The sequence below is a fragment of the Paenibacillus sp. Y916 genome (genome assembly GCF_056786435.1).
The window spans coordinates 119,840-141,561 of record NZ_JBXCJA010000012.1; the positions used below are offsets into that span (position 1 = coordinate 119,840).

The 21,722-nt window shown below is 42.0% G+C and carries 17 protein-coding genes; 2 read left to right on the forward strand and 15 right to left on the reverse strand.

Annotation, left to right across the window (positions count from 1 at the left end):
- Positions 1–11: 11 nt before the first annotated feature.
- From AC1TO9_RS20255 to uxaC, 3 genes are all read right to left on the reverse strand, one after another.
- Positions 12–1,475: a tagaturonate reductase gene (locus AC1TO9_RS20255; RefSeq protein ID WP_482060321.1), complete on the reverse strand. Its 1,464-nt coding sequence runs from the start codon at positions 1,473–1,475 to the stop codon at positions 12–14.
- 224 nt (positions 1,476–1,699) lie between these two features.
- Entirely contained in the window at positions 1,700–2,698 is a 999-nt protein-coding gene (locus AC1TO9_RS20260) for a LacI family DNA-binding transcriptional regulator (protein WP_482057051.1), read from the reverse strand.
- Positions 2,699–2,765: 67 nt separating this feature from the next.
- On the reverse strand, positions 2,766–4,154 hold the full coding sequence (gene uxaC / locus AC1TO9_RS20265) for a glucuronate isomerase (RefSeq protein ID WP_482060322.1): 1,389 nt from the start codon (positions 4,152–4,154) through the stop codon (positions 2,766–2,768).
- A gap of 299 nt (positions 4,155–4,453) precedes the next feature.
- Between uxaC and AC1TO9_RS20270 the strand changes: the two genes are divergently transcribed.
- Positions 4,454–5,959 carry an aminotransferase class V-fold PLP-dependent enzyme gene (locus AC1TO9_RS20270; RefSeq protein ID WP_482060323.1) on the forward strand — a complete coding sequence of 502 codons (1,506 nt, stop codon included), beginning with the start codon at positions 4,454–4,456 and terminating at the stop codon, positions 5,957–5,959.
- Between the two features lie 107 nt (positions 5,960–6,066).
- On the opposite strand, the gene ilvA is transcribed toward AC1TO9_RS20270, so the two are convergent.
- Positions 6,067–7,341, reverse strand: coding sequence for a threonine ammonia-lyase IlvA (ilvA, locus tag AC1TO9_RS20275; protein ID WP_482057054.1), 1,275 nt, complete (start codon positions 7,339–7,341; stop codon positions 6,067–6,069).
- A 117-nt stretch (positions 7,342–7,458) separates the two neighbouring features.
- A complete protein-coding gene (locus AC1TO9_RS20280) occupies positions 7,459–8,064 on the reverse strand; it encodes an alpha/beta hydrolase (RefSeq protein WP_482060324.1) in 606 nt (201 codons plus the stop codon).
- Positions 8,065–8,322: 258 nt separating this feature from the next.
- On the opposite strand from AC1TO9_RS20280, the gene AC1TO9_RS20285 reads away from it, so the two are divergent.
- Complete coding sequence (locus AC1TO9_RS20285; RefSeq protein ID WP_482060325.1) at positions 8,323–9,159, forward strand: YitT family protein; 837 nt, start codon at positions 8,323–8,325, stop codon at positions 9,157–9,159.
- Positions 9,160–9,934: 775 nt separating this feature from the next.
- Here the strand turns inward: AC1TO9_RS20285 and purD are convergent.
- The 10 genes from purD to purB all read right to left on the reverse strand — a co-directional run bounded on the left by purD (position 9,935) and on the right by purB (position 21,720).
- Positions 9,935–11,200: a phosphoribosylamine--glycine ligase gene (gene purD, locus AC1TO9_RS20290; protein ID WP_482060326.1), complete on the reverse strand. Its 1,266-nt coding sequence runs from the start codon at positions 11,198–11,200 to the stop codon at positions 9,935–9,937.
- 264 nt (positions 11,201–11,464) lie between these two features.
- Positions 11,465–13,012 (reverse strand): bifunctional phosphoribosylaminoimidazolecarboxamide formyltransferase/IMP cyclohydrolase, encoded by a 1,548-nt coding sequence (gene purH / locus AC1TO9_RS20295; RefSeq protein ID WP_482060327.1) that lies wholly within the window; start codon positions 13,010–13,012, stop codon positions 11,465–11,467.
- Between the two features lie 93 nt (positions 13,013–13,105).
- Positions 13,106–13,726, reverse strand: a complete 621-nt coding sequence (purN, locus tag AC1TO9_RS20300) for a phosphoribosylglycinamide formyltransferase (RefSeq protein ID WP_482057059.1) — start codon at positions 13,724–13,726, stop codon at positions 13,106–13,108.
- Positions 13,726–14,766, reverse strand: a complete 1,041-nt coding sequence (gene purM / locus AC1TO9_RS20305; RefSeq protein ID WP_482057060.1) for a phosphoribosylformylglycinamidine cyclo-ligase — start codon at positions 14,764–14,766, stop codon at positions 13,726–13,728. Before purM ends, purN begins: the two co-directional genes overlap by 1 nt.
- A 42-nt stretch (positions 14,767–14,808) precedes the next feature.
- Positions 14,809–16,317: an amidophosphoribosyltransferase gene (gene purF, locus AC1TO9_RS20310; RefSeq protein ID WP_482057061.1), complete on the reverse strand. Its 1,509-nt coding sequence runs from the start codon at positions 16,315–16,317 to the stop codon at positions 14,809–14,811.
- On the reverse strand, positions 16,302–18,545 hold the full coding sequence (gene purL / locus AC1TO9_RS20315) for a phosphoribosylformylglycinamidine synthase subunit PurL (RefSeq protein ID WP_482057062.1): 2,244 nt from the start codon (positions 18,543–18,545) through the stop codon (positions 16,302–16,304). The genes purF and purL overlap by 16 nt, the downstream gene beginning before the upstream one ends.
- On the reverse strand, positions 18,523–19,212 hold the full coding sequence (gene purQ / locus AC1TO9_RS20320) for a phosphoribosylformylglycinamidine synthase subunit PurQ (RefSeq protein WP_482057063.1): 690 nt from the start codon (positions 19,210–19,212) through the stop codon (positions 18,523–18,525). The genes purL and purQ overlap by 23 nt, the downstream gene beginning before the upstream one ends.
- Positions 19,213–19,216: 4 nt before the next feature.
- A complete protein-coding gene (purS, locus tag AC1TO9_RS20325; RefSeq protein ID WP_482057064.1) occupies positions 19,217–19,462 on the reverse strand; it encodes a phosphoribosylformylglycinamidine synthase subunit PurS in 246 nt (81 codons plus the stop codon).
- A gap of 33 nt (positions 19,463–19,495) precedes the next feature.
- Positions 19,496–20,383, reverse strand: coding sequence for a phosphoribosylaminoimidazolesuccinocarboxamide synthase (locus AC1TO9_RS20330; RefSeq protein ID WP_482060328.1), 888 nt, complete (start codon positions 20,381–20,383; stop codon positions 19,496–19,498).
- A gap of 41 nt (positions 20,384–20,424) precedes the next feature.
- On the reverse strand, positions 20,425–21,720 hold the full coding sequence (gene purB / locus AC1TO9_RS20335; protein WP_482060329.1) for an adenylosuccinate lyase: 1,296 nt from the start codon (positions 21,718–21,720) through the stop codon (positions 20,425–20,427).
- Positions 21,721–21,722 lie beyond the last annotated feature (2 nt).

Consider the following 21,722-nt stretch of genomic DNA (forward strand, 5'->3'; position numbering starts at 1 on the left):
TTCCCTCCTTTTTATTCCTGCATCAGTAATAGCAATGATTCTTTCATCCCTAATTGGTTCATATTTACAACATATCTCCACACTGCATGACTTAATCCAGGAACGGTGTTCAGGTCCATTTCCCAGTGTGTCTTATTTCCAAGTGCGCTCATTACAACTTGCTCAAGGCCAACAAACGAACCATCCCATGCACCCCACAGAGCTTCATAAAATTCTAGAATAGGGGCATCATCTGACACTTCATATGTCTCTTCCCCTCTTTTCCCTTGATAAAACATGATGAGAGCTGCGAGCGAGAATGCTAATTTAGCTGGAATTTCAGAGGTTCTATTCACGTACTCTAAAAGTGATGGTAGGTTTCTTGTTTTGAATTTAGATATCGAATTAAGTGATATACTCATCAGATAATGTTGGACAAAAGGATTACGGAATCTTTCAATAACGGCTTCGGCAAAAGACTCTAACTCTTCTTGTGGTAGATCAAGTGTCGGTATGATCTCCTTCTCAAGCATTTGCCTAACATATTTTCCAACAACCTCATGATCAATAGACTCCCCTACGGTGTCCAGTCCATATAGATAAGCTACAGGCATCATCCCTGTATGTGCACCATTCAGTATTCTCACCTTCCGTGTCCGATATGGCGCCATATCATCAACAACAAGCACATTTAGTCCTGCAGCCTCTGCCGGGAATTCTTCCTTTATCCATTGCGGTCCTTCAATAACCCATAGATGAAATTGTTCACCAACGACAACGAGACTGTCTTCATACCCTAACTCTTCCGTAATTTCAGCAATTGAATCTTTCGGGTATCCAGGTACAATTCGATCCACTAGACTTGAACAGAATGTGTTGCATTCTTCGATCCAATCCACGAACTTTTGCTCAAGCTTCCATAGTGCTGCATATTGCAGAACAATCTTCTTCAGCTTATCTCCGTTACGATCAATCAATTCACAGGGGATAATGATAAGACCTTTACTCTCATTCCCTTTGAATTCAACATATCGTTGATATAGGAATGCCGTCAGCTTTCCAGGAAAACTGTTCTGTGGTTGATCCGTAAGCTTATCGTTAGGATCATAGGCAATCCCCGCTTCCGTCGTATTGGAGACGATGAATCGAAGTTCAGGGCTAGAGGCCAATGCCATATATGCTGAATGATCCGTGTATGGATTGATTCCCCTACTGATGCTATTGATAACATCGTGTTCCTTCACAGCTATTCCATCCTTCATCCCTTGTAAGTAAAGCGTATAAAGCCCATCCTGCTCATTCAGCTTATCGACAAGTCCTTCCGCTAATGGCTGGACGACAACGACGCTTCCATTGAATCCAGCCTCTCGATTCATAACATCCACCATCCAATCCACAAATGCTCTAAGAAAATTACCTTCGCCGAACTGTACTACTTTCGTTGGATAAGTTGCACCATCGCTATGAGACCATGTATTTCGATTGATAGTTTGCATATTCATTCCTCCATTCAATTATTTACCTGCATATATTTATAGTTATGTGCACACGTTAACAATTTATTGTAATCAAGCTAACAATGATCTGTACTCCAATCGTAATTGTGATTTATTTCACATTTCGAACCAATCTTGGTGCAGTTTGCAGAATTGATATCTCTCCTACAAACTGCACACTATAGCTTATCTTTTGCTAATCCTTAACACGAAATCACCTATGATTACCTCTTCTTAACTGAATCGCGGATTTTCAGTTCCGTCTCGACAAATATGAGCTCTCCTAGCTTATTCGGTTCATTGATCAACTGAAGTATTTTCTTCGCACCTTCAATGCTAATCTGCTCTATAGGTCTCTTCACTGTCGTTAATGCAGGTGTCATATAGTGCGCAAATCCAATATCATCGAATCCAACGATAGAAAGTTCATTAGGAATGTTAATGCCATGATCAAAAGCTGCCCTCATAGCACCAATAGCCATATCATCGTTAGAACAGAATACCGCCGTAGGACGTGACTCTAGTTCGATTAACCGCTCCAGTGCTTGATATCCACTCTCCATATCATAGCTACCCTGTAGCAGATACTCATGACGAATTGGAATTCGGTGCTCAATGAGAGCACTCAGATATCCATCTTTCCGAACCTGAGTTGATTTAAAACCTTCTATCCCTTCAATCATCGCGATCCGTTCATGTCCCTGTGTAATCAGATACGATACCGCCTCATACGCGCCTACTTTATCATTTGGCACAATATTAATAATCGAAGGGTCCTCCACCTGGCGATTCAGGACGACAAAAGGAATTCCACTCTGCATCACATGATATACAAATGCGTTATCCACTTCACTTTGACTCATCAGAATAATACCATCAAATCTTTTTTTGTTAATGGAATGGAAATCCTTATAGTTATCGATCCCTCGTACGAACAAATTGTAATTCTCACTGATGACACTGTTCACTCCACGAATTACATCTGCGAAGAAGCTGGAGGATGTCCCCGTCGTAATACTGGTGAAAAATACGCCCACGGTGTACGATTTCTGCATAACCAAACTTCTGGCATTGTAATCGGGAATATAGTTCAACTGCTCCGCAAGGTCCACGATCTTCCTTTTGGTTTCTGCTTTAATAAGCGGGCTATCGTTGAGTGCGCGTGATACAGTAGTGTGCGATACATTGGCCAGTTTGGCTATATCTTTAATCGTTACGGACATATGAGTACCTTCCTTTATTAGAGGTTATTCAAAAAGTCGACTTTTTGAACACGCACTATTAGAACAATTAGAATGCAAAGTAATCCTTCGCGTTCTTGTATGAAATCCCTTCTACAATGGAGCCTAATAGTGCCATATCATGTGGTACTTCTCCTTCTTCGACCCATTCTCCGATCAAACGACATACTAGACGTCTGAAGTATTCATGTCGCGTATAGGATAGGAAGCTTCGCGAATCCGTCAACATACCTACGAAACGACTCAATAAGCCCAAGTTAGATAATACCTTCATTTGATCAAGCATACCTTCTTTATTATCATTGAACCACCATGCTGTTCCGAATTGAATTTTCCCAGCAACTCCACCACCTTGGAAGTTTCCAATAATACCAGCAATAACGTAGTTATCTCTTGGATTCAGTGAATATAGAATCGTCTTCGGCAATGCATTCGCTTGCTCTAATCCATCTAGGAATTTCGCCAACGGTTTCGCAATATCGTTATCATTCATGGAATCATAGCCCGTATCAGGTCCTAATTCATTTAACATACGCGTATTATTGTTTCTCAGCGCGTTCATATGCAATTGCATTACCCAACCGAGTTCAGCGTATAACTTACCGAGGAACGTAAGTGTATAGGTCTTATATTTACTCTCATCTTCCAGTGTCAAGACTTCCCCCTTTAGAGCCTTGGCAAAAATAGTACCAGCTTCTTCTCTCGTAGACTCTTCATACACTACGGTATCTAACGCATGGTCAGATACTCGACCTCCTGTGGAATGGAAGAATCTAACCCGAGCTTCCAACGCCTGCAACAGCGTCTCATAATCTCTAATAGCTGATCCGTAGGTAGTAGACAATTTATCCACCCATGGTAGAAAGCCTTCTCGGCAAATTTCAAGTCCCTTATCGGGTCTAAAGCTAGGCAGCACGCTTACATTGAAATCATCTAATTGCTTAATCTGCTGATGATATTCTAATGTATCGGCTGGATCATCTGTTGTACAGATAACAGTAACATTCGATTTCACAATCAAATCTCTAGCACTAAATCCATCACCCGTCAGTTGAGCATTTACCTTTTCCCATATTGCAGGTGCGCTCTGTTCGTTCAGTACCTCATGAACTCCAAAGAAACGTTGTAATTCTAAATGTGTCCAGTTATAGAGTGGATTTCCGATGAGCATTGGTACTGTCTTTGCCCAAGAGATAAACTTGTCATAATCACTAGCGTTACCCGTAATATATTGTTCTGGAACGCCGTTTGCTCTCATGGCTCTCCACTTATAGTGATCACCGTACAACCATGCTTCCGTAATATTTCTAAATTTCTTATTCTCATAGATTTCTTGTGGGCTTAAATGGCAATGATAGTCGATAATCGGCATATCCTTTGCATAATTCTCATACAATTGGACCGCAGTCTCTGTCGTTAATAGAAAATCTTCTCCCATAAACTTTTTCAATACATTCACCATCTCTTCTTAATGAATTTGTGTACATAAAGATGAACAGATTAGATTGAATACCAGAAATGTTAACGTTAACATTTTATAATTACAGTGTATCGTATTTCACTAGGTAAATTCAATATGTATTTTCGCATATGTTAATCCTTCTTGTGTCATACTACTCATATTTCCAAATACTGTATGAGATATTGATATGGATGTAACGATGGGCTTTAACCCATACCTTCCCTCTAACATATACTGATAATAATTCATGTCAAGATATGATGGAGGTAAGACTAGTGCCCAATCTAGATATCAAGGATCTCCACGAGGAATTCAAATCATGCTCATTAGAACAACATTTCAATTCATTTCGTAATCATATGATAGGGATAGACCTTTCTTTCCAATCCCCTTATGGGAAAAAGCAACTCATCTATGCGGATTGGGCTGCAAGTGGACGTCTATACGGACCTATTGAATCATGTATTACAGAGCGTTTCGGACCCTATATGGCTAATACACATACGAAGTCTAATATTACAAGCACAACCATGACTAGTGCCTACACGGAAGCACGGAATATCATTAAACGACACGTGAATGCTAGCGAACATGATATTCTTATCATGACCGACGCAGGTATGACATCAGCCGTAAACAAATTACAACGCATATTAGGGCTAAAAACTCCTGAATGGCTTCATGGTTATTTCACCTTATCTGAGGAGAACCGTCCGGTTATCTTTGTTAGTCATATGGAGCATCATTCCAATCAACTTTCATGGTCCGAAACCATTGGGGATGTCGTAAGTATTGACCCAGGAGATCATGGGGACGTGGATCCAATGAAGTTAGAACAAGCATTATTAAAGTATCGCCATCGTACTTGTAAAATAGGTTCCTTCACAGCATGTTCCAATGTGACTGGAATCCAAACACCTTATCATGAGTTGGCACGAAAGATGCATGAGTTCGGTGGGGTATGTTTTATTGATTTCTCGGCAAGTGCTCCTTACGTCGAAATGAACATGCACCCTTCCTTACCAACTGATCAATTGGATGGCATATTTTTCTCTCCTCATAAGTTTCTGGGTGGCCCCGGGAGTAGCGGCATCCTCATTTTTAATTCAAAATTGTATAAGAACCGAATACCAGATCATCCTGGAGGTGGAACCGTATCTTTCACTAATGCTTGGGGTGCTCATCAATTTTTTGAGGATATTGAGACACGCGAAGATGGAGGTACACCTCCCATTCTACAAACCATTAGAGCGGCATTATGTATTCGTCTGAAAGAACGTATGGGTTTTAAACAACTTATCCAGCGTGATCGTGAATTAACCTCTCGCCTTATGAACGAATTAACCCAAATATCTGGAATATTGGTATTGGAGAGCTCTCAGATGGAACGTATCGGTATTGTGTCTTTTGTTGCCCTTAACATTCACTATAACTTGTTCACTAAGCTACTTAATGATCGTTTTGGAATACAGGCTCGTGGAGGTTGCTCCTGCGCAGGTCCTTACGGACACTACTTACTCCATATTAATAGTTACACCTCAAAGATCATTTCAAATCTACTAGATCAGGGCGATCTAACCTACAAGCCTGGTTGGGTTCGATTATCCATTCATCCTATTATGACCCATCGTGAAATTTATCTCATTATCGCTGCCATTCGCTCCATTGTTGCCAATATCACAAGTTGGAAAGAAGATTACCAGTATGACCCCTCCACCAATGAATGGAACTATAAATATTCATCCCCTCCAGTAGATGTGAGTGAACTATTTACTTTGTAGAGAGGATAACCAAATAGCGTGCACACGGATTTCCCGCATACACGCTATTGATTCGATTATTGAAAACTAGAAATACAAGTTCACAAAGTCGTCTTTTTGAACTTCCTCTAGAATAATAGATTAAATAAGTTCGCATCTTTATTAAGTTCCTTATAATCAAAACCTTTACGGTCTAAGCGTTCAACCAAAGCACCATAATCTTCTTTAGAATCCAATTCAATCCCTACAAGCGCTGGACCATTCTCTTTATTATGCTTCTTCGTGTACTCGAAGTTTGTAATATCATCTCCGGGGCCTAACACATCTTCAAGAAATTCTCGAAGTGCACCAGCACGTTGCGGAAAGTTAATCATGAAATAATGCTTAAGCCCTTCATAAATAAGCGATCTTTCCTTAATTTCCTGCATTCGAGCAATATCATTATTCCCACCACTAATAATACAGACAACTGTTTTGCCTATAATTTGTTCACGATATAACTCTAATGCTGAAACCGTCAATGCTCCTGCTGGTTCTACGACGATCGCGTTCTCATTATACAGTTCTAATATCGTTGTACATACTTTACCTTCAGGCACCTTCACTATATCATCAAGCGAATTAGCACATATCTCATAGGGTAGATCCCCTACACGTTTAACCGCAGCACCATCCACAAATTTATCAATCTCATCTAAAGTCACAACTTCCTTACGTAATAGTGCCTCACTCATCGATGCCGCCCCAAGTGGCTCTACCCCAATCAGCTTCGTCTGAGGACTAACCGCCTTCATATACGAACTTATACCCGCAGCCAGTCCACCACCACCTATGGTCACAAAAATAAAGTCAGCAGCGGTATCTAAGTCCTCCATCACTTCCATAGCAATCGTCCCGTTTCCTGCAATAATACGAGGTTCGTCAAAAGGATGTATGAACGTCATCTCATGTTCTTCACATACCTTCATCGCTGCAGCATAAGCATCATCATACGTATCACCCGTGAGTACTACTTGAACATTCTCACCACCGAATCGTCTCACCTGTTTCACTTTCTGGTTAGGTGTCGTACTCGGCATATAAATCTTCCCTTGAATGCCTAATGTCTTGCAAGAAAAGGCCACACCCTGAGCGTGATTCCCAGCACTTGCACAGACAATCCCTTTCGCTAATTCTTCCTCTGATAGATTACGAATCATATTATAAGCACCACGAATTTTGAAGGAGCGTACCACCTGCAAGTCCTCTCTTTTCAGATATACTTTACAGTTATACTTAGCCGAAAGTACAGCATCCCACTGTAGCGGTGTACGAACAATAACTTCCCGCAGAACATGATGTGCCCGAACGATATCTTCCATCATCACTTGGCTTGGCTTAGTCTTATTTATTAATTCTGTCATCCTTTTCCTCACTCCAATGGTTATATGGCAACGTCCGACGCTGTCTTTTTCTATTTCTTATCTTTCTAGCGTACTCTTTTCAGACGTATTTCTCAAGCAAACCTTAACCCATTAGAATTAGAAATGTTCCCCGAACCATTCGCCAGCGGCAAGTATCTCTGTTCGGGTTAGTTGATGTCCGTTATTCTCCCAGTGAAGTTCCATGATCGCCCCTGCTTCGGTTAATAATGCATGGAGATCTTCAGATTCTTGTGCAGAGCACATCTGATCATTCCGTCCTGCTCCAATGAATACAGGTATCCCTAATAAATTAGGAAGTGACTTACCACGCAAAGGAACCATCGGATGATGCAGAATAGCCCCTTTAAAAGCATCCTCATAATGGAACAATAAGCTAGCGGCGATGTTTGCACCGTTAGAATAGCCCAGAGCTACCATGTTATGTCGATCCACCTCATATTTCTCTGCTGCTTCATTTAAGAATTCATACACTTCTCGCGTTCGTAAGACGAGATCTTCTAGATCGAATACTCCTTCCGCCAATCGACGGAAGAATCGTGGCATTCCGTTCTCCAACACATTACCACGAAGACTGAGTATAGATGATTTAGGTGATATCATTTCACCTATCGGTAATAAATCCTGTTCCGTCCCTCCCGTACCATGAAATAAAACGAGTGTAGGTGCAGATGTATCGCTTCCTTGTTTAAAAATATGCTTCATTATATACCCCTCCAATTATATATTCATATCACTATTTTTATTATTTCAATATTAAGACTATTAATTTAATAATATATCAGTTGGAGATACAATGCAACCATCATGACCACTATTTGAGGATCCCCTTTTCACCTCTTCTTAGGCAATAAATATTATTGACATATGTATCATAGAGAGTTACGATTTATTCTTTGCAACTTGTAAAATATAATATTATTACATGAAAGTCACATTGAATACAACAAAGGCGGCTATTACATGAAAAAGAAAATTATCGATATCGCATTTATTATGTTAGGAACTTTTCTGTTCGCATTAGCAGTTAATCTGTTCGTTATCCCGAATGAATTGGGAGAGGGTGGGGTTACAGGTTTAACCATTATCTTTTACTACCTTTTCCAATGGTCCCCTGGATTAGTCAACTTGATTATCAATTCTTTCTTACTCATCGCTGGTTATAAATTTTTGGACAAACAAACGACGATCTATACTATTATTGCAGTACTATTCAATTCCCTCTTTCTACATTTAACCGAGAGCTGGAATATCTCCTCCAGTGAATTAATCGTTAACGCAATCTTCGGAGGTGTCTTTACAGGCGCTGGGATCGGAATCATTATACGTGTTGGGGGCACAACTGCTGGAACGGCGATTCTTGCAAGAATGACCAATAAATATCTCGACTGGAATATAAGCTACTCTTTATTATTTTTCGATTTAATTGTTGTTTTCTCTTCTTACTTCATTATTGGAGCAGAAAGTCTGATGTTCACGATTATCATGCTATATGTGGCGACAAAGGTCATGGACTTTATCATTGAAGGCCTCAATCCGAAGAAAGCCGTTATGATCATCTCAGAAGAACAAGACCAAATTGCTGAGAGAGTTACTCTGTTCATGGAACGCGGAGTTACTGTTCTCTCGGGTCATGGCTACTACACCAAAGCTGCTAAAGAAGTTCTTTATATTGTTATCAGCAAGCAGGAAGTTTCCACTCTCAAGAAGATTGTTAAAGCGATTGATATCAACGCTTTTGTAACGATTCATGATGTACGTGATGTATTCGGGGAGGGCTTTGTTGATCTTTCGAAATAAATACTGAAAAAGTACTAGAATAATCAGCAAATGTGAGCGCTATGCGTATGGATTGTCCTGCCGATCACTGTTGCCCCCGAATTTTTATGATTTTAACGCTATTTGCGGTGAAAATTCAGGGGCAAAGGCGACCGCTACGCTTCTCCAAGACAATTCCATTCGCTTCGCTAAATATTTCTGGTTATTCAATCACTAGTTTTTCAGCTATACTATTTGCTCAATCTCTATATCTAAAGAGGCCTTCCTGCTTTCGGTGGGACTTCTTAACCATGCCTGTTGATTATCCAAATAACGGATCGCTAATAGATGCCAATTGTACACTTAAATTTGACCAATTTTCATTTAACCTCAGTTTAGTTGTAAAAAGGACATCTAATTACTGTGAATCCCCTACTTTTAACTGTTCTCCATATTTTAACTGCATATATGCGTCTATTTCTCTCTACTCTCCCTCTTTTCTCTAAATAAGTGTACTTCGTACAACTGCTCCACTCACTTCTGTCTTCCGTCATAGGTAAGCCTATTTTGGGAGTCTACTTTCACCATTATATGCTTTTCTATCGCATGAATGGACTTCAATGGGATGCATGCGATGACATCGTAATAACTATCCGTCATCATAGCTATGTCCTACGCAAGTAAATCTAAAGAGGCCTTCCTATTACCAGGAAGGCCTCTTTTTTTTATGATCTATTCATTAGATCTATATATATTGGTAATCCGCTCTTGTTCCCCCGATATTACATCACATGTTACTCTATCTAATCCTTCTCAACTACAGAAGTGCTTTGGCTGCAATGTCCGAACGTAGTTGCTTGCCTTCAAACTCAATATAAGCCGCTTCTTCGTACGCCTTAGCACGAGCACTGGCAATGTCTTGTCCTAGACCGACAACGCCTAGAACACGCCCCCCATTCGTTACCCACTCGCCTGCGGCATTCTTAGCAGTACCCGCATGGAATACAAGTGCATCCTTCACATCGTCTAGTCCATGAATAGCGATACCTTTAGGATATGATGCAGGGTAACCACCTGATGCAAGCACCACACATACCGCGGCTTCGTCGCTCCATTGTATCTCGATGTCAGCCAGTGTTCCGTTCACGGCAGCCATCATGATCGTTAGAAGGTCACTTTTCAACCTTGGTAGTACGACCTGCGTCTCAGGATCTCCAAAACGAGCATTGAATTCAATCGTCTTCGGTGTTCCATCTGGAGAAATCATCAACCCAGCGAACAATATGCCGCGGAAAGAACGTCCTTCGGCAACCATTGCCTTAGCCGTTGGCTTGATGATCTTTTCGATGGCTTCTTCGATAATCGCCGAATCAATATGTGGAAGTGGAGAATATGTTCCCATTCCACCTGTATTAGGCCCTTGATCATTATCGAATACCTGCTTATGATCTTGAGCGGCAACCATCGGTCGAACCGTTTCTCCATCTACAAATGCGAGAATCGACATTTCTTGACCAGCAAGAAACTCTTCGATTACCACATGACTTCCTGCATCGCCAAATACTTTACTCACCATAATATCATATAGTGCAGTTTCGGCTTGCTCCATATCAAAGGCAACCGTAACACCTTTGCCTGCTGCCAATCCATCTGCCTTAATCACGATAGGAACCTGCTGAGTCAGTAAGTATGCCTTAGCATCCTCGTAGTTGTCGAACTTCTCATAAGCTGCTGTCGGAATATCATATTTATGCATTAAATCCTTCATAAATGTCTTACTTCCTTCAATCGCTGCTGCATTTTTACGTGGTCCAAATACCGGAATACTCTCCGCTTCAAATGCATCCACAATACCATCAACTAATGGATCATCAGGACCAATGACAACGAATCCAATGTTCTTCTCTTTCGCAAAAGCAGTCAGAGCGTCGAACTCATTTACAGCAATAGGTACGCATTCAGCTAACGTTCCTATTCCAGCATTCCCCGGCGCGCAGTATATGCGTCCAGCCTGCGGGCTCTTCGCAAGCGCCCATATGATGGCGTGCTCACGACCCCCACCGCCAACGACTAATATATCCATGTTCGCACTCCTTTTGATTACCTTTTTGTATTTAGAAATTATCAAGTAGAAACGGCTATGCCGTCTTTTTCAAGACGGTACCCGTTTCAGCGGAAATATAAGGAATAGAGTATCAGGAATCAATATCATAATTACGCAACCCGATTTTGCTGCATCGGCGATTATGAAATTGATTCAGGTAAAACTTATACTTTCTTATATTTTCAAAAAGTCACCATTTGATCATGAAGTATATCAACAAGTGACCTTTTGAACTCGTACTATCTAGTGTTTAAAGTGACGTACTCCTGTGAATACCATTGCAATGCCATACTCATTCGCAACTTTAATCGACTCTTCGTCTTTGATCGATCCACCTGGTTGAATAATAGCTGTAATTCCGGCTTTAGCCGCAAATTCAACCGTATCTCCCATTGGGAAGAAGGCATCAGAAGCGAGCGCCGAGCCTTTAGCCTTATCTCCAGCCTGCTCAATCGCTATCTTCGCTGAACCGACACGATTCATCTGTCCTGCACCTACACCAACGGTCATATTATCCGCTGCAAGTACAATCGCATTAGACTTCACATGCTTAACTATCTTCCATCCAAACAACAGTTGCTTTAATTCATCCTCGGTTGGTTGACGATCTGTAACGACCTTCAAATCTGATACATCAACGGAATGAATATCGCTCTCTTGAACGACCATTCCACCATCAATAGAAGTGAATAGGAATTGTCCAGTACGCTCTTTAGATGCGCCGAATTCACCCATTTTTAACAGACGAATATTTTTCTTCTTCGTTAGAATTTCAAGAGCTTCAGGCGTGAAGTCAGGTGCAATAATAATTTCTAAGAAAATCTCTTTCAGAAGTTCCGCTGTATCTGCATCAATCGTACGATTCGCTGCTACAATCCCACCGAAGATGGAAGTCGGATCTGCATTGTAAGCTTTTTGATAAGCCTCATACACATTACTTCCCGTTCCAACACCACATGGGTTCATATGCTTAACCGCTACAACTGTTGGCTCATCGAATTCCTTCACGATTTGTAAGGCAGCATTGGCATCATTAATATTATTATAAGATAATTCCTTACCATGAAGCTGTTCAGCCGTCGTGAGCGTACCTTGTGGAGCTAATGGTTTACGGTAAAACGCTGCTTTTTGATGCGGATTCTCACCGTAGCGTAAATCTTGTATTTTCTCATATGTCACTGTTAGACGCTCTGGTAGTGGATCTCCAGTTACATTCGACAAATAATCGGAGATTAGGGCGTCGTAAGCCGCCGTGTGGCGGAACACTTTTGCCGCAAGCCGTTTGCGTGTTTCCAGTGTCGTATCTCCATCCTTGCGGATTTCCTCAAGCACTGAACTATAATCGCTAGAGTCGACAACTACACTAACAAAGGCATGGTTCTTAGCACCTGAACGGAGCATAGTTGGTCCGCCAATGTCAATGTTCTCAATAGCTTCTTCATACGATACGCCTGGTTTAGCAATGGTTTCTTGAAAAGGATACAGGTTCACGACAACAAGGTCGATATACCCAAGATCCAATTCCTTCATCTGTTGTTGATGTTCCACGTTATCACGTACAGCCAATAATCCGCTGTGTACGGCTGGATGCAATGTTTTAACTCGACCATCCATAACTTCCGGGAACCCCGTAACTTCTGAAATTCCGATGACTGGAACGCCTTCTTTTGCAAGTAGATTGCTTGTTCCCCCAGTCGAAATAATCTCCACTCCTAATGCAGACAGTTCGCGGCAAAAATCCACGATGCCCTGTTTATCCGACACGCTGACTAACGCTCTTTTTATACTCACGAATTGGATCCTCCTTATATATGTGATGGATTGTAATATTTCCCGAGAAATATCGACATGCCTTGCACACTCATATCTGTTGATGAATCGACGTTATTTATACGGTAATATCGTTACCTGTCTGTCGTTTAGCAGTACACGTCCCTCTGCAAACCATGACACAACTCGCGGATACAACTCCTGCTCTATCGAATGTATCTCTTTAGCAAGTGAATCCACACTTGCCTCTGGCATAATTTCGACACTTTGTTGAGCGATAATAGAACCTGTATCCATTCCACCATCTACGAAATGAACAGTAGCTCCTGTCACTTTTACACCATAGGTGAGTGCTTGTTGAATGGCATTCGTCCCAGGAAAAGATGGCAGTAATGATGGATGAATGTTAATAATACGCCCAGCATATTTGTCTACCATGATAGATGTCAACAGACGCATATAGCCAGCTAACACGACTAACTCTATATTCAGCGCTTCTAACTGCTCCACGATCTCTGCTTCATACGCTTCACGTGAAGAATAAGACTTAGGCATGAATAAGTGAACAGGTATCCCCGCATCACGTGCACGCTTAACAACCCTTACCTCAGGCTTATCGCACACTAACAATTCCACCTTAGCACCGCCGAGCAATCCTGCTTTACTAGCATCTACAAGCGTCTGAAAATTACTTCCTTCTCCTGAAGCAAATACAGCAATCCGGTAGTGATCCATTACACCTCAGCCCCAGTGAAAGTTACGATGGATTCTCCTTCGTTCACACGGCCAATAATATATGCGTCTTCTCCATTACTCTTCAAAATAGTAAGTGCTTCAGCTGCATCTTCTTCGCGTACGATAATTACCATACCGATTCCCATATTGAAGGTAGTAAACATATCGCGATTCGTAATATTTCCTTTATTCTGCATTAATTCAAATATCGGTAGGATCGGCCATGAACCATAGTCAACATCAACGTTTACGTTATCTGGTAGCATACGTGGGATGTTCTCAATAAATCCACCACCCGTAATATGAGCCATACCTTTGACTTTCAGCTTCTCTATCAAAGCAAGCAAAGACTTCACATAAATCTTGGTTGGTATCAGCAATGTATCTCCTAATTTCCCACCAAGTTCAGTGATTTCATCATGTAGATCATATCCTGCTTCTTCTAGAAGAAGCTTCCGTACTAAGGAGAATCCATTGCTGTGTACACCACTGGAAGCAAGCCCAATGACAGTGTCCCCAGGAGCGATAGTAGAACCATTAATGATATTCTTCTTATCGACAATACCTACTGTAAATCCAGCAATGTCATATTCACCTTCTGAATACATACCAGGCATTTCTGCAGTTTCACCACCTGTTAATGCACATCCTGCTTGATGACATCCTTCAGCGATTCCAGCTACGATGGCTTCAATCTTCTCAGGCACCACTTTATCGCACGCAAGATAGTCGAGGAAGAATAGCGGTTCTGCTCCTTGTACAACGATATCATTCACACACATCGCTACAGCATCAATCCCAATCGTGTCATGTTTATCCATGGCAAAAGCAATCTTCAACTTTGTACCAACACCATCCGTACCTGATACTAATACAGGCTCTTCGTATTTATCCTTATTCAGACTGAATAAAGCGCCGAATCCTCCAAGATCCGTCATCACTTCTGGACGCATTGTACGCTTCACATGCTTCTTCATTCGTTCTACCGCTTCGTTCCCTGCCGCGATATCTACCCCTGCTTTTTTGTAAGCTTCAGACACTTGTAATAACACTCCTTCCCAAATTAGCAATCCATTTTATATTCAACATCCACATCCGCCTTTTTCCTCACCACCGAAATCCAACGTCGTTGGATAATCGTTATTGAAGCACGCGAGACATAACCCACCACTCGGATCACTTGCATTATCTCCGCCTACGGCGCTAATGAGTCTCTCTGCACTTAAAAAGGCCAATGAATCTGCATTGATTTCACGACAGATTTCCTCAACCGTCTTCCCGTGAGCAATAAGTTCCTTACGATCAGGTGTATCTATTCCGTAGTAGCATGGATTCTTAAACGGTGGTGAAGTAATCCGTACATGAACTTCAGTAGCCCCCGCTTCACGCAACAGGTTCACGATACGAAGGCAAGTCGTACCTCTGACGATAGAATCATCGATCATAACGACGCGTTTCCCCTCGACTACTCGGCGAACGGCACTAAGTTTCATCTTGACGCCTTGTTCACGTAGTTCTTGACTCGGCTGAATGAACGTACGACCTGTATATTTATTCTTAATTAAACCAAGTTCATATGGGATTCCGGTCTGTTCAGCGTATCCAATAGCAGCTGAAATACTAGAATCCGGAACTCCGGTTACTAAATCAGCATCCACGAACGCTTCTAGAGCCATTTGGCTTCCCATTCTTTTACGTGCAGCATGTAGATTCGAACCGTTGAGATCACTGTCAGGACGAGCAAAATAAATATACTCCATCGCACATAGTGCTTTACGCTGTGGTTCAGTATAACGATCTTCCTTAAGCCCTTCCTTATCCAGCACCAATAATTCACCCGGTTGTATATCACGGACAAGCTCAGCACCTATCGTCTCAAGTGCACATGTCTCCGAAGCAAATATATAAGATTCACCTAGTCGTCCCATAGTAACAGGGCGAAGCCCATGCGGATCTGAAGCTACAATCAGTTTGTCATTTGTCATAATGAGGAATGCGTATCCACCAACGATACGTTGTAATGCTTCTTTAGCAGCCTCGACTACATCCTTAGATGAACGTGCAATCAGATGGGCTACTACCTCTGTATCACTGGTCGTCTGAAATATAGAACCACTCTGTTCTAACTCATGACGGATTTGTGGTGCATTCACGATATTACCATTCGTTGCTATAGCTAAATCACCATCACGGTACTTAAATACAAGCGGCTGTGCATTCGTTAAATGACTATCACCGCTAGTAGCGTAACGCACATGTCCAATTGACATTTTCCCAGTCAATGTAGCCATTCTATCTTTATCAAATACTTCCTTCACAAGTCCCATGCCACGATGATAGTTGAACTCTTCCCCATCAGCCACACACATTCCGCAACTTTCTTCCCCACGATGTTGTAGTGCGTGTAAACCATAATAGGAGAGTGAAGCAGCCTCCGGATGATTAAATACTCCGAAGACCCCACATTCCTCTTTTAACGTGTCAAAAATATCATCCTTGCCCGTGCCTTCATTATAAAAGTCTCCCGTCCAAAGAGGATGGGAAGTGGATGGTGCGGACAATAACTTAGCAGATGTTATTTCATGAGACATGGAATCGCGTCCTTCCAAACCTGCTTAAAGGATTGTACAGATTCATTCACAGCGGATACTCCGTTAATATCAATACTTAGGTTGCTACCTTCTACCGTACCAATCTTCACCACTGGAACACCGTGGCCTTCGATATAAGCCTGTAATTGCTCTGCCTTATCAGGAGATGCAGATAACAGAATACGTGATTGGCTCTCACTGAATAATGCGAAATCAGATCTAAGGTCCGTCGTGATATTCACTTGAGCACCTAGTCCTCCACTAATACAAGACTCAGCAATAGCTACAGCAAATCCACCTTCGGATAAATCATGTGCAGATTGGACCAATCCACTCTGAATTCCCCCGAGTACAGAAGCAAGTAGTTTCTTCTCCACTTGTAGATCAAGTGCTGGAGGACGTCCCTCTGCTACGCCATGTAGAATAGTTTGGAATTCACTACCTCCAAGTTCAGCATGAGTATCCCCAAGAAGTAGAATAACATCTCCTTCTTTCTTAAATCCTTGTGTCGTAATGTGATCGGTATCATGCACTAGACCAACCATACCTACAACAGGTGTTGGATAGATAGATCCATTGGCATTCTCATTATATAGACTCACATTCCCACCGATAACTGGCGTACTCAATTCACGGCAAGCTTCTGCAATACCATCTACCGCACGTTCCATCTGCCAGAAAATTTCCGGTTTCTCTGGGTTACCGAAGTTCAAGTTATCTGTAATTGCGATTGGCTCTGCCCCTGAACATACGATATTTCTTGCTGCCTCACTAACCGCAATCTTACCTCCCACTTCAGGGTCAAGATAGACATATCGACCATTGCAGTCCGTTGTCATCGCTAGACCTTTACGAGTACCGCGAATCGTTATAACTGCAGCATCCGAACCTGGGCGAACCGCAGTATTCGTACGCACCATATAATCATATTGTTCATATACCCACGCTTTGCTTGCCACACTTGGTGAGGATAGAATCTTGCTCAGTGCCCCACTAAGATCTGTGACTTCGTCATATCGAAGGGTATCAATTTTATCACTATTTACATAATAATCAGGTACAGTCGATGGCTTGTTATACACTGGGCATTCATCTACCAATGCTGTAACAGGCATATCACCCACTACTTGATCTTGATGTATAAGCTTCAGACGTCCATCATCCGTTACCTTCCCCACTTTGGCACAAATAACGCCCCAACGTTCAAATATCTCTAGAGCTTGCGCTTCATCCTTTGGCTCAACAACGAATAGCATACGTTCTTGTGATTCTGATAGCATCATTTCGTAAGGAGTCATACCCTCTTCACGTTGTGGCACTTCATCCAAGTACAGTTCTAATCCATTACCCGCTTTACTCGCCATCTCCGCACTTGAACATGTTAATCCTGCAGCTCCCATATCTTGAATACCGACCACGATGCCGCTATTAATCAATTCTAGACATGACTCCATCACCAGCTTCTCCATGAATGGATCGCCTACTTGAACTGCCGTACGGTTCGCTTCTGATTCTTCACTAAGTTCAATCGATGCGAATGTAGCTCCATGAATTCCATCGCGGCCCGTTGGAGGTCCTACGTAGAATACTGGGTTACCTACACCCTTTGCCACGCCACGTTGGATTTTATCATGATCAATAAGTCCAATACACATCGCATTTACAAGTGGATTGCCCTCGTAACTCTCATCGAATACAACTTCGCCACCTACCGTTGGAATACCGATACAGTTACCATATCCAGCAATTCCCGAAACGACATGTTCGAATAAATACTTCACACGATCACTTTCTAATTTTCCGAAACGTAATGAGTTCAACAAAGCTACTGGTCTAGCACCCATTGAGAATATATCACGGATAATTCCACCTACGCCTGTTGCAGCTCCTTGATAGGGTTCAATGGCTGAAGGGTGATTATGGCTCTCAATTTTGAATACAACTGCTTGGTTATCGCCAATATCTACGATCCCTGCACCTTCACCAGGACCCATTAGAACACGTGGTCCAGTCGTTGGGAAACGACGTAGCAATGGCTTTGAATTCTTATATGCGCAATGCTCTGACCACATCACACTGAATACACCAATTTCGGTATAGTTCGGTTTGCGACCCATGAATCCACAGATCAATTCGTATTCGCTATCCGACACACCCATTTGATGATATATTTGTTGCTCCGCAATTTGTTCTACGGTTGGTTCCTTAGCGGACACTTGCTGTACCATGTGTATCCCTCCATGACGTTAATATTGATGTAAACATACGCTTTCCGTCCTCTGAACCTAATAGAGTATCTATAGCCCGCTCTGGATGGGGCATCATTCCAACCACGTTACCGCGTTCATTACAGATTCCAGCAATATCTGCTAAGGAACCATTCGGGTTATCACCATACGTAAATACGATTTGATTATTTAACTTCAACTTTTCAAGAGTTTCTTCATCACAGTAATAATTCCCTTCACCATGAGCAATTGGAACGACTATGTCCTCATTCTTACTATACCCATGTGTAAAAGGGGTCTCGTTATTAACTACCTTCAATACTGTATCATGGCAACGGAATTTCATCGACTTATTGCGAAGAAGTGCGCCTGGTAACAACCCAGCTTCCGTTAGAATCTGGAATCCATTGCATATCCCAAGAATGAACTTTCCTTGCTCAGCCGCTTTAGCAACCTCAGCCATAACAGGTGCGAAACGCGAAATTGCACCACAACGTAAGTAATCTCCATATGAGAAACCACCAGGAACAATGATACAATCGTACGCAGAAAGATCTGTAGCCGTGTGCCATACATACTCAACAGACATACCAACTGTATCTTCCACCGCTTTATAACAGTCAATGTCACAGTTAGAACCCGGAAATACTAAGACAGCAAATTTCATGATATTAACCCTCCAATTCGTAACGGTAATCCTCGACTACCGTATTGGCTAGTAACTTCTCGCACATAGCCTTTAAGCGTACTTCAGCTTCAGCACGGTCATCCGTATCTAAATTAACTTCCATATATTTACCAATTCGTAGACTTTCGACTTCTTGGAAGCCGATCGAATGAAGTGCCCCTTGAACAGCAACCCCTTGCGGATCCAATACACCTTTTTTAACAGTCACATACACCGTAGCTTTAATCATGATTCAAAATTCCTCCTCAGAATGTCTTATCTATTATTGTGGTTCTGTTAATCTGCGATAAATGTCCAAATACCTTCTGGTAGTCTCTTCAACCACTTCGTGTGGAAGCGGATCAGGCTTACTATTCTTGTCCCAAGACGAGGATGCTAGATACGATCGGACAGGCTCTTTATCCATACTGTCAATTTCACTATCTAGTTCATACTTGTCTTTAGCCCAGAAACGGGAACAGTCTGGGGTAAAGATCTCGTCAATAAGGATTACCTCACCATCTAACAGCCCGAACTCGAACTTACAATCTACTAGAATAATTCCCCGTTGATCACAATACTCATGAGCGAAATTATATAGTTTCAAGCTCTGTACTTGCAATTCAAGTGCAATTTCTTCTCCTACCAATTGTTTCATCGTATCGAATGAAATATCCTCATCATGACCGACATCATTCTTAGCTGCTGGTGAGAAGATAGGCTGATCAAGCATTTCATTCTTGCGCATTCCATCCCGAAGTTTAATTCCATTAACCTCACCAGACTCTTGATACTGTCGCCAACCGCCACCCGTAATATATCCACGCACAACGCATTCAATATCGATACGCTTTGCTTTACGAACAACCATGATACGATCTCTCAGCTGTTCCTTATCCTTGATAATATCACCAAGTTGTTCAACATCCGTATGAATGACATGATTCTTCATAAGTTCAGCCGTCTGATCGAACCAGAAAGCACTTAACTGATTCAAGATATTCCCTTTGGCAGGTATTGGCGGATCAAGAACATAGTCAAAAGCAGATATACGATCTGTCACTACGATTAGAACATGTTCCCCCAAATCATAAAGTTCACGCACCTTGCCTTTATACAACAGTGGAGCGTCAACAAGTTCCACCGCAGTGGATACAGCCCTTGATGTCATGTCCTTTCACCTCACTTCCAGCCTTTAACCTATCTATCATATCAAGCTAAACCTAGCTTTGTGAAAATAGTATCTACATGCTTCAAATGCCAGCTCGGATTAAATGCATCTTCGATATCTTCTACGCTGAGCACTTCTGTAATTTCTGGTGTAGATTCGATAATATCACGGAATTGACGCTGTTCTTCCCATGCCTGCATTGCACGAGGCTGAACTGTATCATACGCTTGTTCCCGGCTAAAGCCTTTGTCAATTAGCTTCGTTAGCACTCTCCCTGAGAATGGCACCCCGAAGGTACGAGCCATATTACGTTTCATATTGTCAGGGTATACCGTCAAGTTCTTCACTATATTACCGAAACGATTCAACATATAGTTCAACAACATCGTAGCATCCGGAAGAATGATTCGTTCTACTGAGGAGTGAGAGATATCTCGTTCATGCCAAAGCGTTACATCTTCGTACGCAGTCACCATATGACCGCGAATAACACGGGAAAGACCTGAAATATTCTCACACCCAATCGGATTTCGCTTATGTGGCATCGCAGAGGAACCCTTTTGCCCTTTAGCGAAAGCTTCTTCAACCTCGCGAACTTCACTTTTTTGCAACGCACGAATCTCCGTAGCGAACTTGTCCAATGACGTAGCGATCAGTGCTAGTGTTGCCATATATTCAGCGTGACGATCACGTTGTAAAGTTTGCGTCGATATCGGCGCTGCAGTCGTTCCTAGCTTCTGACATACAAATTGTTCTACAAAAGGGTCAATATTGGCGTATGTTCCAACTGCACCAGACATCTTACCAAATTGTACCCCATTAGCCGCATGCTTGAATCGTTCTAAATTACGTTTCATTTCCTCGTACCATAAGGCTATCTTCAGACCAAATGTCGTTGGTTCTGCATGCACACCATGGGTTCTACCCATCATCGGCGTGTCCTTATAAGCTATAGCTTTATCTTTCAGAATTTCTATGAAATTCATTATATCCTTTTCGAGTATCTCATTGGCTTGGAGTAACACATATCCGAGAGCAGTATCAACAACATCAGTAGAAGTTAGCCCGTAATGGACCCATTTACGTTCTTGTCCAAGACTTTCAGACACAGAGCGGGTGAAGGCGATGACATCATGGCGTGTTTCCTGTTCAATTTCATAGATACGCTCGATATCAAACTTTGCATTCTGGCGAAGTAGTACAGTATCTTCCTTTGGAATAACTCCCAGTTCAGCCCATGCTTCACAAGCACAAAGTTCTACTTCTAACCAAGATTTAAATTTATTCTCTTCGGTCCATATGGCTCGCATTTCCGGTCTACTGTAACGTTCGATCATGT

Bases quoted from the DNA above. Each gene is read 5' to 3' on its own strand.
- AC1TO9_RS20255 (WP_482060321.1), bottom strand. From the start codon at position 1,475: ATGCAAACTATCAATCGAAATACATGGTCTCATAGCGATGGTGCAACT.
- AC1TO9_RS20260 (WP_482057051.1), bottom strand. From the start codon at position 2,698: ATGTCCGTAACGATTAAAGATATAGCCAAACTGGCCAATGTATCGCAC.
- uxaC (WP_482060322.1), bottom strand. From the start codon at position 4,154: ATGGGAGAAGATTTTCTATTAACGACAGAGACTGCGGTCCAATTGTAT.
- ilvA (WP_482057054.1), bottom strand. From the start codon at position 7,341: ATGACAGAATTAATAAATAAGACTAAGCCAAGCCAAGTGATGATGGAA.
- AC1TO9_RS20280 (WP_482060324.1), bottom strand. From the start codon at position 8,064: ATGAAGCATATTTTTAAACAAGGAAGCGATACATCTGCACCTACACTC.
- AC1TO9_RS20285 (WP_482060325.1), top strand. From the start codon at position 8,323: ATGAAAAAGAAAATTATCGATATCGCATTTATTATGTTAGGAACTTTT.
- purD (WP_482060326.1), bottom strand. From the start codon at position 11,200: ATGGATATATTAGTCGTTGGCGGTGGGGGTCGTGAGCACGCCATCATA.
- purN (WP_482057059.1), bottom strand. From the start codon at position 13,726: ATGGATCACTACCGGATTGCTGTATTTGCTTCAGGAGAAGGAAGTAAT.
- purF (WP_482057061.1), bottom strand. From the start codon at position 16,317: ATGTCTCATGAAATAACATCTGCTAAGTTATTGTCCGCACCATCCACT.
- purL (WP_482057062.1), bottom strand. From the start codon at position 18,545: ATGGTACAGCAAGTGTCCGCTAAGGAACCAACCGTAGAACAAATTGCG.
- purQ (WP_482057063.1), bottom strand. From the start codon at position 19,212: ATGAAATTTGCTGTCTTAGTATTTCCGGGTTCTAACTGTGACATTGAC.
- purS (WP_482057064.1), bottom strand. From the start codon at position 19,462: ATGATTAAAGCTACGGTGTATGTGACTGTTAAAAAAGGTGTATTGGAT.
- AC1TO9_RS20330 (WP_482060328.1), bottom strand. From the start codon at position 20,383: ATGACATCAAGGGCTGTATCCACTGCGGTGGAACTTGTTGACGCTCCA.
- purB (WP_482060329.1), bottom strand. From the start codon at position 21,720: ATGATCGAACGTTACAGTAGACCGGAAATGCGAGCCATATGGACCGAA.